We start from the raw sequence: 17,703 nt of genomic DNA on the forward strand, positions 1-17,703 counted from the left end.
CCGGATTTCTTTATCTTCACCGCATTGCGGTTAAAATCCGGGGACAAAGGCGAGCGCTCCGCTTCTCCAGAACGATTCCGTGCCTCTTCGGCCTTTGAGAGGGAGCTTAACTTATGGGTGTTCGTCACCCTTTCACTGCACCGCCCATGATGCCGCTGGCAAAATACTTCTGCAGGAACGGATACATCGCCAGAATCGGCAGAATCGCGACAAAGGCGATCGCCATCCGAATCGACACATGCGGGATGGACGCTGCTGAGCTTGAGCTGACGCTCGTGTATGAGATGACCGCCTGGATATTCTGATTCATCTTATTGAGCAGCGCCTGGATGCTGAGCATGTCCGGCTGGGTGATGAAATACAGGCCATTCTGCCAATCGTTCCAGTAATTAAGCCCAGTAAACAGACCGATTGTCACCAGAATTGGCTTGCCCAGCGGCAGCACCATCGTCGCGAATATCCGGTAATAGCCGGCGCCGTCCATCTTCGCCGATTCGTAGATCTCGTTTGGAATGTTCGTGGCAAAATAAGAGCGAATCAAAATAATATTGAAGGCGTTCGTCAGCAGGAACGGAAAAACATACGCCCAGATCGAATTGACGACGCCCATGCTCGTCCACATAATATAGGACGGCACCAGACCGCCATTGAACAGCATCGTAAAAAAGACCAGGAAGCTTATGACACTCGTACCCGGCAGTCCTCTGACCGAGAGTGCAAAGCTCATCATCGCCGTAATGAGCAGCCCAATCGTCGTACCGATCAGCGTCACCACGATCGTAATGCCGTAGGCGCTAAATATCATCTCTGAATTGTCGGCGATATAGGTGTAGGCTCCCATGCTGAGCGACTCTGGAAAAAATGAATAGCCGTTGGCCACAAGCATGTTCTCCTCCGTAATGGAGGAGAGGAATAGCAGCAGCAGCGGAGCGATCATCGCAATCGCGATGATCATCAGTATGCCGTTTATGATCATTTGTTGAATCTTGTTGTCGATCATCACCGTTTATCCTTTCTCTGCCCGGGAATTAGAACATCGCGTCCCTTGAGCTTAGCTTGCGGACGAGCCCATTGGCACCCAGCACCAGGACGAAGCCAACCACGGCCTGCATCAAACCGGTTGCCGCAGAGCGGCCGATGCCTCCTGGCGTCATTAAAGCGCTATAGACGTAGGTGTCTATCGTGGCGGTCACGTTAAATAATGGACCGGAATTTTGCGGGATCAGATAAAACAAGCCGAAGTCCGAGTAACAAATTCTGCCGATGCTCAGCAAAAACAGCGTAATGATCGCCGGCATGAGGGAAGGAAGCGTAATCCGCGTAATCTGCTTCCATACGCCCGCTCCATCGATGGAGGCGGCCTCGTACAACGATTTGTCGATAACCGAGATGCCTGCAATGTAGATCAGAATACCGTAGCCGACATATTTCCAGCATTGGACCAGTGTCAGAATAAGCGGCCACCAGGTAGGATCGTTATACCACTGGATCGGATTGCTCTGGAAGATGCTGTTGTTCAGCATACCGTTCTGCTGGCTGAGGAAGGCAAACACGACATAGCTGATGACGACCATCGACATCGTAAACGGCAGCAGTACCGAGCTTTGATAGAATTTCTGGTATCGCTTGCTTTTGACGTTCGTAATCATAATCGCAATGATGATGCCAATTACGTTATTGACCAGAATAAAGGCAATATTGTAAAGCATGGTATTACGGATGATGATCATCATATCGTTGGACTTGAACAAATATTCAAAATTGCGCCAGCCTACCCACGGACTGCCCAGCAGTCCTTCTGTCGCTTTGAACGACTTGAAGGCGGCGATAATGCCGGCCATCGGTACATAATTGTTGATCAGCAGATATAGCGCGCACGGGATCATCATGACATAGAGCGGCATATACGGCTTTAGTTTTCTCATACCCATCCGTTCCCTTCGTCACTAGTGGCCAGAGGCTGCGTCTGCAGCCTCTGGCACTTGTAATTACTTGCCAGCCCACCATTCGTCCAGCTGACGCTGCTTCTCGTCCATGACCGACTGCAGGCCCGCAGCATACAGCTCGTCGTTGAACTTCTTCAATGTCGGCTCGATATCAACCGCACCGAACGAGAGGGCATCCTCGTACTTGGCCAGTACAGCCGCCAGTTGGGACTGCTCCGTCGCGACCGCCGAGGAGTCAAAGGTGAAGCCGTACGCTTTGGAGACGAGCGCATCGTCGCTGAACGCCTTGTATTTCTCCCAGATGTCTGCCGGGCTGCCGCTCCATGGCGTCATCAGATACTGGTTCGGATAGATGAAGCCAAAGTCGTTGTGGTAGTTGACCGTGGATACCGTGACACCTTCTGGATAATCAGCCTGACCCTGGTCGTTGACGATCCAGTCCTTGCCGGGGACGCCCCAGTTCAGTAAGTCATTAAATTCTTTGTTCGTGTATGCCCAGTTCAGGAACTCAAACGCCTTTTCCTTGTTCGCCGACGTGTTCAGGACGACGTTCAGCGCGCCGTTGACGGCGGTTGTCGACTTCATCTTGTGCGATACCGGGATCAGCACCGTATCGTAGCCGGTTTGCGATTTGACATCAGTGAGCGCGTTCGCGCCGTAGGAGGCGAAGAAGGCGAACGTTTTGCCCGCTTTCATCTTGGCCTGGCCCAGCTCCTTGTCGACGGCGATATCCTTGGACGAGTAGCCTTTTTCGAACCATTCGCGGTTCAGGAGCGCAAATTGCTTGAACTGGTCGGATTCGTACCAGTTCGTAATTTTGTCCGTCTGGCCATAGTTCTCCAGCACGCCGAACTGATCGCCGACACCGTCGATATACGTGATCGTGTTCAGACCAAACGTACGGTAGCCGTTGAACGGCGTCATGTCGGGATACTGCTCCTTGACCTTGGCGAACATCTCGGTCAGCTGGCCGAAGGTGGACATGTCGTCGGTCGTAATATTGAAGTCCGAAGCCTCGTAGCCCAGCTCCTCGAAGATGTCCTTGCGGACAAAGATGCCCGATGGCGTGGCGCGCACGTTCATCATCGGGAAGCCTGCCAGCATATCGCCGATATAGCCGCCCTGCAAGTCCTCGCCAAGCACCTCCTGCAGATCCTTCGTCTGCTCCATGTAGTCGGAAGCGTCGACGATATAGCCCTGGTCGATGAAGCTCGGCAGGCTGAATGCAAAAACGAACGAGATGTCGATCGGTTCCTGGGCCGCCAGCATCATCGGCATTTTGGAATTATATGTGTCCCACGTGATCGGCATCAGATTGACCTTCATATTCAGATCTCTCATCGTCAGCTCGTTGATCAACTCGTTCACTTCGGCTTGATTGCCTTCTTTCGGCGCATGATAGGCGAAATTGACCGTGTACGGCTCCTCTCCCTTGTTCCCTGCAGCCGCCGGTTGCTCTGCATTATCCTTGCCGCAGGCCGCCAGCAGGCTCGCTGCCATCACTACAGTCAACCCAATGCCCATGCTTTTCTTCCACATACTCGTCTTCCCCCTTGAAGTTGGTTGGTATTCGCTTATGGATGGTCGTAGATCGGCGCTCTGCGCAGCGGCAGCCACTCATCGAGCGTCTTCTTGAGGTATACATCCCACATCTCGTAATCGTGCCCCATCGACGGCGCTTCCTCATATTGCACAGGATAGCCGAGCCGCCGCAGCTCGGCGTAGTCCTTGAATACCCGGTCGCGGATGAAGTCATCCTCGCCGACGGCGATGCGGAACGTCGGCAGCGTCTTGGCCTCGGCGATATTGCGCTCCGCGCAGGCGTAAAGATCATGCTCGGAGCCCTCGAACTCGTCTTCGCCATACAACGTATCGCGCACCCGCGAGAAGCCCCAATGCAGACTTTTGCGGTATTCCTCGCGATCGAGCGTCATCCCGATGCCGCCCGATAGATCGACGACCGTGTTGTACAGATCCGGCCGGATAACGCCCAGCCCGAGCGCCCCGTTGCCGCCCATCGCCAGGCCGACGACGAAGGTGTTGTCCCTCCCCGGTGCCGAGGCGAACAGCGACTGGATGACCAGCGGCAGCTCCTCGGTCAGGTACTCCAGATAACGAAAGCCGTATTTTGTGTTGGTGTACAGGCTGTCGTTGACCGCAGGCGTGACCGTCATCACCATGTTGCGTTCGGCGTATTGCTCCAGCCGCGTATAGCGGTAAGGCACCGAATCGTCCTCGCCGCCGCCGTGCAGCACGTACACGGTCTGGAACTTCATCCCCGGCTTGTACGCCTGCTTCGTCTCTTGCTCCAGCAATGGCTCCCGATAGCCGAGGTTCGTCGTCAGACCGCTCGTCGGATAACAGACCGTCACATTGGTCGTCAGACTGAGCACCTCGGAGCGGAAGTTGAACCTAAGGATTCCCATGCTTCCCCCTCCTATTTGACCGCTCTGGCAAATGCTCTCGCCAGCGCATCCACATACCCTGCGCGCACGCGCTGGCTAATCGCGGCATCCGGCACGAACAGCTCGCTGGCATGGTACAAGCCCGGATGGACGTGCAGCTCGACATCGATGCCCTCCCGCATCAGACGCGCGGCATACTCGATCGTCTCGTCGCGGAACAGGTCCAGCTGCCCTACGCACAGATAGGCCGGCGGCAGCCCCGACAGATCCTCTGCCCGCGCGGGCGAGGCCCACGGATGACTCGGGTCGGCAGTGCCGAGATACATCTGCCAGGCCACCTCATTGTTGGGACGGCTCCATACCGCGGGGTGCAGTTCCTCGCGGGTCGACGGCGCTTCGTTGCGATGATCGAGCATCGGGTAGAGCGGCATCTGGAAGCAGATCCGCGGGCCTCCGCGATCCCGGGCCATCAAGGCCAGCGCTGCTGCCAGTCCGCCGCCGGCGCTGCCGCCTCCGACAGCGATTCGGGTCGGGTCGACACGCAGCTCCTCGGCCGATTGCGCGAGCCACACCAGCGCGGCGTAGCTGTCCTCCAGCGCCGCCGGATACGGATGCTCCGGCGCGAGCCGGTAGTCGGGCGCCAGCACTACACAGCCGGTATGGATGACGAGCTGCTCACACACATACCCTTCTCCATCCGGATGGCCGAGGATATAGCCGCCGCCGTGGGTCCACAGGATCGCGGGCCGGGGGCCGTCGGGCTCACCGATCGGCTCAAACCGCTTGACCAGCATCTGCCGGCCATCTGCCCCTGCGATATATAGATCCGTCTCTCGCACCTCTAGCGATTTGTCTCGCGGCGGCGGTGCGAACGACCGGATCATGCCCATATCCTCCGGCAGCCGCAGCACGGGCAGGATGTCCAGCGCGCCGGTCAGCTCGGGATCGACGCGTCGGTCGAAGCTCATCGCGCTCCCTCCCCGGCGGCTGCGCCCTCGTAACGGAAGAGCGTCTCAGCCGCGCCCTCGCTGTCGCTGGCGCTGATCGCATACGCCTTGGTCCCCAGATCGGCCTCCAGCGTCGTCCATGCCTCGCCCTGCCGCCAGGTGATGACCATCCGGCCCTCACCTGACGATTCGCCGATCTCGACCTCGCCGCCGAACGCCGGATGGCTGTTGCGGAAGCGCATGATCGCATAGAGCTGCTGCAGCATCGGCAGCTGGACGCGCTCGGCGATCTCCTCCGCCGTATAGTTGTGGCGATTGACGCTGCGCGGCTCGCCGAGACGCTTCAGCGATTCCTCGTCATTCTCGCCGGCCAGCAGCCCGACATAGTACACCTGCGGGATGCCCGGCGCGTACAGCTGGATGATGCGGGCGAGCGTGTAAGCGTCGTCATCTTCATCCAATGCCGAATAGTACGTGCACATCAGCTGGTACTGTCTCGCTTTGGCGCCGGACATCTTGACGATCCCTGGCGGGAAGTTGATATACTGCTGCAGCGGCTCCACCTTCGTATTGACGCGATCGCGCACCAGGTCGATCTCCTCATCGGTCAGCAGACCGGCGACATCGACGACGCCGATGCCGTCATGCGTATCGAGCGTGGTGAACTGCTTGCGCGGGCAGATCCGCATCCAGTGGAGAAGCCGGTCCGAGCGCCCGGTCATAAGTGCGTGCAGGAGCAGCATCGGCAGCGCAAAGTCGTACACCCAGTGGCCGCGCTCCGCCATCTTGAGCTGGATCTTGTAGTTCTCGTGGATCTCGGGCAGCATTTCCGTGCCGTATTTGTTCAGCGGCCGCATCCCGATATCCAGAACATCCCACACCTCCGGCTCGACGAAAAAGCAGCTCGTGCCAGGCTTCTTGGAAGCGTAGGCGAAGGCGTCGAAGCGGATCAGCGGCACATACTCGGCGAGCCGTCCCAGATTGCGCTCGTAGTAGCTTTGTGTAGCCGGCGCCCATGGATCGATGTCGACCTGCTCCTCGAAGAAGGTGTTCCACAGCTTGACCGTCTTGCCGTCCGCCCGCGTGAATTCCTTGTACGGTCCATGCATCTTCCTGCGATACAGCGTCTCCATATCGGCTTCTGTCGGCTCGCCGCCCGGCCAGAATTCGTCCCAATGGATGAACATTTCCTTATACGGCGATTCGTCGCCCCGCTGCATATAGTCGACGAACTCCTCCGAGCGGATCGAGACGTGATTGATCATAAAATCGGCCATCAGATAATAGCGCTCCGACAATTGGCGGATATCTTCCCAGTCGCCGAAGGCAGGGTCGACCTCGTCATAATGGATGACGGCGAACCCGCGGTCGCCCGAGGAAGGGAAGAACGGCAGGATATGAAGCCCTTCAACCACGCCCTCGAAATGCGTCTCAAGCACTTTCTTCATTTCCTTCAGATTGCTCCCCATGCTGTCGGCATACGTGATGAGCATAATCTGATTCGTTATTTTGTTCATGGTCTTCTCCTTTGGCTGATTTACTCCGGGCAGCTCTCGCGGAAGATACAGGTCGACTCGAAGCTCAGTCTCGCCGTATCTGTGAATGTGCCGCTCTCAATAAAGGAATGCAGCAGCTTGGCGCTGTTATAGCTCATATCCCGGGACGGCGGGACGAAGCTGGTAATGCTCGGCGTGACGATTGAGTTGACCGGCTTGTCGCCGTAGGAGATCATCTCCAGCTCGCCGGGGACCGATATGTTATGCTCCTTCAGACAACGCAGGACGCCGCTGATCATATTGTCGCTGGGGACGAACAGCGCGCTCGGCAGCGCGTCGCCCTGCAGCAGTTCCTTGGTAGCCGCATAACCGCCTGCATCGCTGTCGTCGCCGTAGGTTACGGGCAGCGCGACTGCGCCCTTGCTCTCCAGCCCCGAGCTCCTCAGCTTGTCCCAATAGCCGGTCGACCGCAGACTAAGCGCCCGGCTGGAGTAGTTGGGCGAGACGATCGCGAACCGCTCATGGCCCCGCTTGATGAAATGCTCCATCGCGCTGTTGCCGACGGAATAGTCGTCGGTCAGCACCGAGCAATAGCCCTTGGCTGTGCGGTTGTACAGGACGATCGGCACATCGAACTTGGTGTTCTCGAGGAACTCCAGATCCTCCTCGGTGAGCGCCATCATGACCGCGCCGGCCATAAAGTCTTTGGAGATAAACGACATCTTCTGCTTCAGCAAACCCAGCTCGAAGGGGAAAATAATCGTCTCGTAATGGTCGCTCTGCTCTTTCATGAAGCGATAGAATCCTTCGTAAAAGGAAGACATCGGCCCCTTTTCGAAGTTATGGGGACAAAAGGTGCATACGATCGTTTTGCCGAAGCCGCGTTTTTTGCGCTTGACTCGCGTCTCGGAGGAGCGGTACCCGAGCTCTTGGGCCGTAAGCAGCACCCGCTGGCTTGTGCTCTCGGCGATCCGAAACTCACCGCTCCGGTTGTTGAGCACCATCGATACGGTGCTCGGCGACAGACCAAGCGTCTCGGCGATCTGCTTGACGCTTACCGACTGCTGGTCTGGCCATCCTCTCCCTCCTTTCTTCCTCATCCTATCTAGTCCTCAGTCGGGATAGATCGGCGTCCGACGGAGCGGCAGCCACTCATCGGCAGCGAGCCGGAGCGTCTCGTCCCACAGATCCCACTCGTGGCCCATCCCCGGCACGATCTCCAGCGTCGTATCATAGCCCCACTGCCTCAGATCCTCCTCGGCGCGGATCGTCCGGTACAGCGCATGATCGCTGTCGCCGACCCGGAAGATGAGCTTCGGCAGCAGCTTGCCCTCCTCGATATTGCGGCGCGCCGCCGCATAGACGTCATTGACGGTGCCGCGCAGGAACGCTTCGTCATGAAGGTTGTCCTGCAGCTCCTGCCCGACCGGGACCCGCATGTCCGTCTCCCAGTCGAACTCGCCGTTCTTCGTCTTGACGATGCTTGGGATGCCTGGACGATACGAGGCACCGGACATCATGAGCGCCGCCCTGTATCGCTCGGGGTAAAGCATCGCCAGCTTCATCGCCCCGTGCGAGCCCATCGACAGCCCGCCGACGAACGTATCCTCCCGCTTGCCGGAGATCGGGAAGAATGCTTCGCAGAGCTGCGGCAGCTCTTCCGCGACATAGGTGAAGTATCGTCCATACGGCAGATCGGTGTACGCCGAGTTGTGAACCCCCGGCATGATGACCGCCAGCTTGTTGCGATCGGCATAACGGACGATATTCGTGAAGTTGACATAATCGCTGTCATCGCCGCTGCCGCCATGCATCAGGTATAGGCACTGGAACTTCATGCCTTGCACGTAAGCGACCTCGCGTCCCTCCATGCTGTCGGCAAAGCTGTAGCTAGGCAGACATACCGTAAGGTTGGTCTGCATCCCGAGCGCCTTGGACAAAAAGTTCATTTTAATAACGGCCACGCCGGCACATCCTTTCAGCCGAAAATTTCGTCGCGGATCAGCTGCGCCATATTTTTGGAGAGCTCGGCGTAATGATCCGTAATGTACAGCACGTCCTCGCATGTCGAGGCGGTATGATCGAGCAGTCGCTGGCTGATCCACTGAATCGGTACGTACAGCTCGCCATCGACGTAGATCGCTTCGCACAGCATCGCATGCACCGTATTGTCGACCACGCAACCAATGCTGCCGCGCGCGAACTGCAGCGTCCGGCCGTCCCGCAGCGTCAGCTCCGCCGATTGCCCCTCGTCGCCGGATCGGACACCCGAGCCGTCGCCGTACACCTCGGCGATAAACGATACGGGGACACACAAGTATTCGCCACGGACGATCGAGTCGCCGTTCAAACCATGGTACTTCAGCTTCTGCCGCTTGATCGCAGGTCCCTTCATCAGGGCGAGACGGTTGTTCACATAAGCGCGTTCGCATCCTGCCATGAGTACGATATTAAAGGCGTCGCCCTGACGCGGCGAGATCGACTCATCATGGACGATCCGGCCATCCTCCGCCCTCCGGGAGCCGGAGAACAGGTAGTCCCAGACGAGCTGGGCATCGTCGAACGTCTGGCCGTGGTCGCGGTTTTTCACATCGCGGAACACCATGTCGGCTTGCTCGCCCTTGTAGAAGGCAAAGTTGTCCTCGCCGATCACCTTCAGCTCCGGCAGGCTGCGGCAGCCGTTGATCCGCTGCCAATACTCCCGGTTGCGGCGGACGACGTACTCGGTATCGCCCTCGAAGTGAGGCGGCGTAATATCATGCTCCAGCCGCGTCTGCCACACTGCCAAGGGGCCGCCGCGATTGATCACCACGTCATTGCGGTCGAACAGCAGCCCGGGGCTCGACGGTCCGCCTGAGCCGGCCTTGCCGGCGAACAGATGCCCGTAGTAGCGGACGATCTGGCTCGTCATCATATTGCCCATCGACATGCCCTGCATATAGACGCGGCCCGCATCGATCTCGTACTTCTGCTTCATCCGCTCGATCAGCGCGAGGATGACATTCATATCATGGTTATCCTCTGGACGCTCAGGGGGCATATTGATGTAGATGCCGTCCTCGCGCGGCGATGCGGCGATATCCAGCTTGTCTTTCTCGCAATCGACGATCCAGAACCGGCGCAAGCCGGCGCTCGGGAACAACACGATGAAGCCCTCGCGGTCGGCCACCAGCGTCCAGGACGTGTAGATCGCCTGTCCCCAACCGGTCATGAGGCCGCCGTGCATGCCGACGACAAGCGGCACCTTGCGGCTCCCATCGTAGGAGGCAGGTACATATTCGTACCAGGTGTCCTCCTGATCGCCGATGATCTTCTCCTTGTATTCCTTCAGCCGTTCAGGATAAACCTGGGAGTTGTTACCGTTTTCATTTACGACTAATGTCGAGTCCTTGATCGCCTCCGGCAAGTAATCCCGGTTGTTGTCATCCGGGTCGCCAGGCAGGATCACAATCTTTCCGCTCATCGGTTTATCTGTCCTCTCGTTCATAGGATGGTGATGCGATCAATACGGGCTTGCGCCTACATCCTCCAGGCCGAAAAACTCCAATGCGTGCTGGATCGCCAGGTCCCAGAACCGCCACTCGTGACCATAGCCCGCCAGACTCCAATACGAGGCAGCGATGTCCTTGGCGTCGAAGTGCGCTCTAAAGCGCTTCAGGTTGTCCCAGATCATCGTGTCGTCCTCCCCGCAAGCGAACAGCAGACGAGGCAATTGCCCAGTGCCCGCCAGCTTGTCGAGTCGGTCCCAGACATTTTCCTCGGATTGGATGAACGCCTCCAGACCGCCTGCATTCTCCACCATCCCGAGCAGACGGCGGGCGAACATATCGTCCTTATGGAGTTCTTCCTCGGTCAGCGAGCTGAAGTCGACCGGAGCCGCCGAGAGCACCGCTGCCGCCGCGAATTTGTCCGGATGGTTGACCGCGAACTTGATCGTGCCGCGCCCGCCCATCGACAGCCCGGCGATGAAGTTGTCCTCGCGCTTGCTCGAAGCCGGCAGCCAGTTGTGCACCATCGGCATCAGCTCTTCCGTGAAGTAGTCGTACATCCCGTAGCCCATCATCGCCTTGTCCCAGTTGGAGTAGTTGCTGTTGAGCGCGGACGGCATGACGACGATCAGATCTTTCTCGATGGCGTATAGCTCGATATTCGTGCGACGGACCCAGTCGGAGTGGTCGCCGAAGGTGCCGTGCAGCAGCCATAATACTTTATATTTTTTACCGCTTTCATAAAATTCCTTTGCCGATATCTCTCTTGGCTTGTTGGGCAAAATAATCGAAATGTCATGATTCGATTTCAAATATTGACTTTCAAAATTCATCTGAAGTATCGTCATATTACTCCCCCTAAATAAAGTAAATCCCACATCCGTTTTGCTAAATTTAGCAACCTCTAAACCTGCTTGATTACAAGATCAGTATAGTCCAGGGAGCCGCTTAGTGTAAATATTTTTCGCTGAAATAAAGCGCTTTATTTTAGCTAAATTTAGCACCGAAGTAAGGCTAAAAACGGAAGAGTCCCATGCTTCTTTAGCATGGGACTCTGCGTGTACAATTTGATGGAATTTTTCATTAAGGCGCGGTCTCCAAAAATTGCGAGGTCGGGTTTTTGTCCATGGCGGTGCGCATCGCATATTCATTCTCGAACAGGGCGACATAGTTGCCTTTTTTGTCCTTGACGAGGGTCGAATTAATCCGGTACTTGGACGGATCGATCTTGTCGTCGACGATCCAGCGGGCGAACTGAAACTGCAGCCGGTGCAATTGGATATCCACCCCGTACTCGCCCTTCATCCGATATTCGAACACCTCGAACTGCAGCTGGCCGACGACGCCGAGGATCGTCTCGTCGAAGTTGCCGGTCGAGTGGAACACCTGGATCGTGCCCTCCTCGGTCAACTGGTCGATGCCCTTCTGATACTGCTTGTGCTTGAGCGCATTTTTGACGGTGACCTTGGCGAAGATCTCCGGCGAGAAAGTCGGCAGCTCATTGAACGTAATCTGTCCGCTCTGGGAGAGCGAGTCGCCGATCCGGAAAATGCCGGGGTCAAACAAACCGATAATATCGCCGGGATACGCCGACTCGACGATATCGCGGTCCTGAGCCAGGAACTGCTGGGGCTGCGACAGCTTGATCTCCTTGCCCACCCGCACATGCTTGACGCTCATGCCGCGGTCGAAGCGGCCCGAGCAGATCCGCAGGAACGCAATCCGGTCGCGGTGCGCCGGGTTCATGTTGGCCTGGATCTTGAACACATAACCGGAGAATTTCTCTTCGGTCGGCTCGATGACGCCCTCCGAGCTTACACGTGAGGTCGGCGACGGCGCGAGCTGCAGGAAGTTCTCCAGGAAGGTCTGGACGCCGAAGTTGTTGACGGCACTGCCGAAGAACAGCGGCGTCAGCTCGCCCTGCTGCACCTTCTCCAGATCAAACTGATCGCCTGCGACGTCCAGCAGCTCCAGGTCTCCCTTCAGCTGCTCGTGCAGGAACTCGCCGGCCATCTGGCCGATAATATCATCGTTGTAGCTGTCAACCTTGCGGACCTCGATCTTCGAGTGATCGTTGCCCTGGAACAGCTCCACCTGGTCCTTCATCCGGTCGTAGACGCCGCACAGATCTCGGCCCATCCCGATCGGCCAGTTCATCGGCACTGCGCGGATGCCCAGCACCTGCTCCAGCTCCTCCATCAGATCGAACGGGCTCTTGCCCTCCCGGTCAAGCTTGTTGATGAAGGTGAAGATCGGGATACCGCGTTTGCGGCACACCTGGAACAGCTTGATCGTCTGCGCCTCGACGCCTTTGGCGACGTCGATCAGCATGACCGCGCTGTCGGCGGCCGTCAGCGTCCGGTACGTGTCTTCACTGAAGTCCTGGTGACCGGGCGTATCGAGGATGTTGACCCGGTGGCCCAGGTAATCGAACTGCATGACCGAGGAGGTGACGGAGATGCCGCGCTGCTTCTCGATCTCCATCCAGTCGGAGGTGGCATGCCGGCTGGCTTTGCGCGCCTTGACCGTACCTGCGAGACGGATCGCGCCGCCGAAGAGCAGCAGCTTCTCGGTCAGCGTCGTTTTACCCGCATCGGGGTGAGAGATGATCGCGAACGTCCGGCGCCGCGCTACCTCTTTTTTCAATTCGTCGGTTATTGGTTTACTCATGCTTGCCTTCCCTTCGTTCGTAGCAAATTGGCTCAAAAAAGCAAACTGTACTAGACTTCGTCCTGCGAGGGTTGCTGCGGGTAGAGGGGGCTTCCAATCGCTGTTGTTCCCAGATTTCATAATTTTTACCGACTCAGCGGTAGAAATCCGGGAACAAAGGCGAGCGCTCAACGCTTTCTGAAAGAAAGCGACATCGGAATCATAAGCTTTTTTCCAGCCTCCCTCTTCCCTCCGCAACTCCTCTGGTAACTCCGTCTAAACACAGAAACTTTTATTGACCAATCATTATTTAGAGTTGGACACCCAAATGACGTTGTCTTCGTCCTGTCCGTTCACCGGCCACCAGTGGTAGCCGTCTTTGGCCAGCAGCTGCTCGGTCTCCTGCGGTCCCCAGGAACCGGCAGGATAGGTTGGGATCGGAGCGGTTTCCTCACGCCAGGCCGCAGCGATCTTGTCGACAAATGCCCAGGCATGGGCCACTTCGTCCCAACGGGTGAAGTACGTCGACTCGCCGCGCGTCGCGTCGAAGATGAGCCGCTCATAGGCTTCGGGCGTGTTCAGGCCGATCAGGCAGCTCTGGCAGAATTCCATCGCCACCGGCTGCACCTGCGAATCCGTGCCGCCCGGCTTTTTGGCATTGATCTTGATATAGATGCCCTCCATCGGATTGACGCGGATGACGAGCAGGTTGGGATTGAGCTGATGCTTGCCGCCGAACAGCACGTTATTGGGTACATTTTTGAACTCGATAACGACCTCTGTCGTCTTCACCGGCATCCGCTTGCCCGTCCGGATATAGAAAGGCACGCCCGCCCAGCGGAAGTTGTCCACCATCACCCGGGCGGCAAAATAGGTCTCCGTCTGCGAGTCTGGCGCCACGGATTCTTCCTCGCGGTAGCCCGGCAGATCCTTGCCGCGAGCGGTGCCGCTCGTGTACTGACCGCGCACGACATGACGGCGCACCCGCTCCGGCGTGTCGTACTGCCGCAAGGAACGGAGCACCTTAACCTTCTCATCGCGGATGTCCTCGGGATGCAGCCGGCTCGGCGGTTCCATGGCGATCATGCTGAGCATCTGCAGCATATGGTTCTGGCCCATATCGCGAAGCGCGCCGGACTTGTCGTAATAGCCGCCTCGTTCCTCGACGCCTACCGTCTCGGACAGCGTGATCTGTATATTAGCAATATGCTTGTTGTTCCAGAGCGGTTCGAAGAACGCATTGGCAAACCGCAGCACTTCGATGTTCTGGACCATCTCTTTGCCCAGATAGTGGTCGATGCGGAAGATATCCTTCTCGTCAAACACCTGCGCCAGCTCATCATTAAGCTTCTGGGCGGACGCCAGGTCGTATCCGAACGGTTTCTCGATGACGACGCGATGCCAACCTTTGGTCTCCAGCAGACCGCCGTCGCGCAGGTTGTAAGATACCGGACCGAACAGCGAAGGCGCCAGCGCCAGGTAGAATAGACGATTGCCCTGGATGCCGAACTGCGCATCGAGACGGGCCGTCAGCTCGCTCAGCTCGCGGAAGCCGTCGACATTGTTGATATCCAGCGACATATAGACGAAGTGCTCGGCAAACCGGTGCCATAGCTCGGCGTCATCCGCTTTGTAGCGGGAGAACTCGACGATCGACTCATACACGTCTTCCCGGAATTGCTCGTTGGTACGGGGACGGCGGGCCAGTCCGACGACCGCAAAATCGTCCGCAAGCTTGCCTTCCTTATATAGACTGAACAATGCGGGGAACAGCTTGCGGCGGGCAAGATCGCCGGTAGCTCCAAACAAGTAAAATACCGCTCCTGCGGCAGCTATAGGTTCCGTTGTATAGTGCTCTGCCATAATCCCTCATTCTTTCTTATGTATTTGAAAGCATCCATTACTGATAATCTTGTACGTAGTTTAGCATATCTGATGGGGAAGTGCTATTGAGGCATTATAAAAAAATACGGATGACTGCCCCACTCTGCTCTAGTAATCGCGGGCGCTGTAATCACCAGTAATCAGAGGAATACCGCCGGCAATCGTATAACGCCCCGAGAGCCGGTCATAATGGCTGGCAAGCTGCAGGTTGACCCGGGCTTCACCGCTGAACGCCGAACGCTGCACACGATCCGTATAGTATGTGCTGCTCGACGAACCACTATCCTCATACCGCTCTACGAGCCTGGCGCCTGCCGCGTCCGCGATCCGCTGCACCGTCTCCTCCGAATCGGAGACGCCGCGGAACGATAGCGACCATCTCGCCTCGATCCCTCCTTCCGCCACCCCCGTTGCCGTGCGATCCGCCAGCTCTGCCAGCTCCTCGCGCGAGAGCCCCGGCGGCATTTCCAGCAGCAGGACAAATGCTAGAACGTCGTCTTCCTGATGCACGAACTGAGGCTCGTCATGCCATAATGTCCAGGAAGCCTCCCCGATTTGACGGCGGGAGACATAACCTTCGCTCGTCTGTGCAGCGGGGGGCAGCCCCAGACGCTCCCCTAACGCCGACAGCCCGGCTCCGGTCGCCTGTCCGTCCCAGCGGTACGACCATTCGGCGCTTGCAACGCCTCCAGTCAGCCAGGGGTCGATCCATTCCCGGACCTGCTTCACCGTCTCCGGCAGAGACACAGCCGGCTGGCTGCCGGCGGGAATAGGGCTTTCCTGTCGCACCAGCCAGATCGCGCCAGCGATTAATACCAGCAGCGCCAGCCAGACACCACGCCACCGTTTGGACACCTGTGGATGATCTGCCATTGCCATTGCCATCTCCTCCTCCATCGTTGGTTGCAAACGCCTTTTTACTTCCTGGGTATTTGACCATACACATTCGCCCCCGGGTGAATATACTGCTCGCAGAAGCACTGGGAGGTGTCAACGCATGGAACCCATTTTTCCGCTCCACGAGGAGCGGATCAACCAGTTCTGCGGTCAGGTCGTATGCGCAGTCATGAAGGACGGCAGCCGCTACGTCGGTGTGCTCAGCTCCTGCAAGGGCGGCAGACTGATGCTTAATGACCATCCGTCAGACAGTTCCGGTCATCCGGGACACGCACATCACAGCTATGGGGCCGATATCAGCGCCGCCAAGCCGGAGAAGAAAAAAAACGCCAAAAACCGCAAGAAAGCCGCTGAGAATACCACTGCTCAAACACAGGCTTTCTATCCCTACGGCCCTTATCCCGGCTATGGCCCAAGGCCGTATTATCCCTTTGGCCCGCCGCTCGCACTGGAGCTTGGCCTGCTGGCCTTCCTCTTCCTCTTATTGTAGCTGGGGACTGTCATGTTGGAGCAGGGTACTGTCATGATCAATACGGGGCGAGTACGTGCAGCTGCTAGGCTAGCATGTGCTCGCTTGCTCAGCGTCTATACAATTTCCATTCAAACTTGTATTTTCCTTCCTGTCATCTAATCATTTGATGCGGCCGCTCAACATTTTTTATGGGAAGTGGTAAAATTATCCCTAAAGGGGTTAAGTATAGGATAGAGCAAGGTTATCCCTCATGGAAGGCGGGTGCACGCATGGTACATTCTGCAAGGAGCATCTCCCGGACCGAATATGCAAGCCGGGTGTCACCGGTCATGCCTTACGCCACATATCCGCAGCAATATGAGGAATCGCTGATTTCTCCTTTTAATAGCAATTCCTACTTCGGCAAGGGCACCTGGGCCCGCACGCTTCGTTCGGCAGCGGATAGCGTCCGCGAATGGCGTGAGGCAAGCGACCAGATGCTTCAGGAGCTCCACAGCTTCCTGCATGCACATACCTCCCCCTGGAAGGAACGGCAATTGTCTTCATCATCAGATAGCTGCCTGGCTGGAAGCGTCAGCCGAGGAGCCCAATTGCATACCTATACGATCCATATCGTGTCACCGGCGCGGACAGAGTCGATCTGCAGCTATGACCTGGCACAGGACGGCATCTCCATCGCAGAGCCCGGGCGTCATATCTTCGAGGCCGTGGTCGGCGAGCATACCACCCGGCTCACCATCGATGTTAACGCAGCAGACACCAACGGGCATATCTTGGCCAAGCTGCAGCAGACGATCCGGCAAGCGGATATTGGCCTGGACGTCGACATCCTGGCCGACAGCGCCAGGGAGCTGTTGGCGTTGGAGGTCAAAGCCGCGCACAGCTTCCGGCTAAGTGACGCCCACGGATCCATCATCGCGGCCATCGGCGCAGGCAGGCGCTCCCTGGCTGCAGAGCATGCCCGTGTACAGATCGACGGCGGTCCGATCCAGGAGGCTCGCGGCAGCGAGCTCATTCTGGACGCTGGCCGAGTGAAGCTGCAGCTGGCAGCATCCGCTGAGCAGCCGATAACGGTGCGGGTTGCCCAGGATACGGACGCCATCGTCATACGGATCCAGAGCCTTATGGACAGATTACGGCCCCTGGTCTGTCTGGAGACCGAGGTAACCGAGTCCCTCAATCCGGAGCTCAGACTACGGCTGGAGAGCGTCATGTCCGACCCGGCCTATGCCCAGCTGGGCTTCCTCCGCAAGGAGGATAGCAGTTGGTCGCTTGACGAAGCAACTCTCAGAGCAGCATTGGCGGCAGATCCCGGCAAAGTCGAGCGCGAGCTTGGCGGTCCTTACGGCTGGGCTGCGCGGATGGAGCAGATGCTCCGCCAGCTGAGCGAGCTGCCCGCCCGCGAGATGATGAACCCCGCAGATCACCTGATGCACCAGTTTACGCTTTACGAAGCCTCCATGCAGGCATACTGGCATATGCCCCACAGCGGCTGGATGATCAACGAACAAGCCTGACA

General features: G+C 57.6%; 15 protein-coding genes. 2 read left to right on the forward strand and 13 right to left on the reverse strand.

The window, feature by feature from the left end; all coding sequences use genetic code 11:
* Positions 1 to 124 precede the first annotated feature (124 nt).
* From ABC336_RS06445 to ABC336_RS06505, 13 genes are all read right to left on the reverse strand, one after another.
* On the reverse strand, positions 125 to 1,000 hold the full coding sequence (locus tag ABC336_RS06445) for a carbohydrate ABC transporter permease (protein ID WP_413237889.1): 876 nt from the start codon (positions 998 to 1,000) through the stop codon (positions 125 to 127).
* A 28-nt stretch (positions 1,001 to 1,028) separates the two neighbouring features.
* A complete protein-coding gene (locus tag ABC336_RS06450; RefSeq protein ID WP_413237890.1) occupies positions 1,029 to 1,925 on the reverse strand; it encodes an ABC transporter permease subunit in 897 nt (298 codons plus the stop codon).
* A 63-nt stretch (positions 1,926 to 1,988) separates the two neighbouring features.
* Positions 1,989 to 3,485, reverse strand: coding sequence for an ABC transporter substrate-binding protein (locus tag ABC336_RS06455; RefSeq protein ID WP_413237891.1), 1,497 nt, complete (start codon positions 3,483 to 3,485; stop codon positions 1,989 to 1,991).
* 35 nt (positions 3,486 to 3,520) lie between these two features.
* Positions 3,521 to 4,372 carry an alpha/beta hydrolase gene (locus ABC336_RS06460; RefSeq protein WP_413237892.1) on the reverse strand — a complete coding sequence of 284 codons (852 nt, stop codon included), beginning with the start codon at positions 4,370 to 4,372 and terminating at the stop codon, positions 3,521 to 3,523.
* An 11-nt stretch (positions 4,373 to 4,383) separates the two neighbouring features.
* Positions 4,384 to 5,319: an alpha/beta hydrolase gene (locus ABC336_RS06465; RefSeq protein ID WP_413237893.1), complete on the reverse strand. Its 936-nt coding sequence runs from the start codon at positions 5,317 to 5,319 to the stop codon at positions 4,384 to 4,386.
* The gene (gene gtfA / locus ABC336_RS06470; RefSeq protein WP_413237894.1) at positions 5,316 to 6,815 is read right to left on the reverse strand and encodes a sucrose phosphorylase; all 1,500 of its coding nucleotides are present in this window, start codon (positions 6,813 to 6,815) and stop codon (positions 5,316 to 5,318) included. The genes ABC336_RS06465 and gtfA overlap by 4 nt, the downstream gene beginning before the upstream one ends.
* 20 nt (positions 6,816 to 6,835) lie before the next feature.
* Positions 6,836 to 7,894 carry a LacI family DNA-binding transcriptional regulator gene (locus tag ABC336_RS06475; RefSeq protein WP_413237895.1) on the reverse strand — a complete coding sequence of 353 codons (1,059 nt, stop codon included), beginning with the start codon at positions 7,892 to 7,894 and terminating at the stop codon, positions 6,836 to 6,838.
* A gap of 12 nt (positions 7,895 to 7,906) precedes the next feature.
* A complete protein-coding gene (locus tag ABC336_RS06480; protein WP_413237896.1) occupies positions 7,907 to 8,758 on the reverse strand; it encodes an alpha/beta hydrolase in 852 nt (283 codons plus the stop codon).
* 14 nt (positions 8,759 to 8,772) lie between these two features.
* The gene (locus tag ABC336_RS06485) at positions 8,773 to 10,257 is read right to left on the reverse strand and encodes a CE1 family esterase (protein ID WP_413237897.1); all 1,485 of its coding nucleotides are present in this window, start codon (positions 10,255 to 10,257) and stop codon (positions 8,773 to 8,775) included.
* A gap of 39 nt (positions 10,258 to 10,296) precedes the next feature.
* Complete coding sequence (locus ABC336_RS06490) at positions 10,297 to 11,130, reverse strand: alpha/beta hydrolase (protein ID WP_413237898.1); 834 nt, start codon at positions 11,128 to 11,130, stop codon at positions 10,297 to 10,299.
* Positions 11,131 to 11,365: 235 nt separating this feature from the next.
* Positions 11,366 to 12,952 (reverse strand): peptide chain release factor 3, encoded by a 1,587-nt coding sequence (locus ABC336_RS06495; protein WP_413237899.1) that lies wholly within the window; start codon positions 12,950 to 12,952, stop codon positions 11,366 to 11,368.
* A 285-nt stretch (positions 12,953 to 13,237) separates the two neighbouring features.
* Positions 13,238 to 14,794, reverse strand: coding sequence for a glucose-6-phosphate dehydrogenase (gene zwf, locus ABC336_RS06500; protein WP_413237900.1), 1,557 nt, complete (start codon positions 14,792 to 14,794; stop codon positions 13,238 to 13,240).
* Positions 14,795 to 14,923: 129 nt separating this feature from the next.
* On the reverse strand, positions 14,924 to 15,694 hold the full coding sequence (locus tag ABC336_RS06505) for a YwmB family TATA-box binding protein (RefSeq protein ID WP_413237901.1): 771 nt from the start codon (positions 15,692 to 15,694) through the stop codon (positions 14,924 to 14,926).
* A gap of 118 nt (positions 15,695 to 15,812) precedes the next feature.
* Between ABC336_RS06505 and ABC336_RS06510 the strand changes: the two genes are divergently transcribed.
* Both ABC336_RS06510 and ABC336_RS06515 read left to right on the forward strand, forming a co-directional pair.
* Positions 15,813 to 16,202 carry a hypothetical protein gene (locus ABC336_RS06510; protein WP_413237902.1) on the forward strand — a complete coding sequence of 130 codons (390 nt, stop codon included), beginning with the start codon at positions 15,813 to 15,815 and terminating at the stop codon, positions 16,200 to 16,202.
* Between the two features lie 251 nt (positions 16,203 to 16,453).
* Positions 16,454 to 17,701 carry a hypothetical protein gene (locus tag ABC336_RS06515; RefSeq protein WP_413237903.1) on the forward strand — a complete coding sequence of 416 codons (1,248 nt, stop codon included), beginning with the start codon at positions 16,454 to 16,456 and terminating at the stop codon, positions 17,699 to 17,701.
* Positions 17,702 to 17,703 lie beyond the last annotated feature (2 nt).

This window comes from Paenibacillus jepli (genome assembly GCF_047238105.1).
Taxonomy (GTDB): domain Bacteria; phylum Bacillota; class Bacilli; order Paenibacillales; family Paenibacillaceae; genus Paenibacillus_D.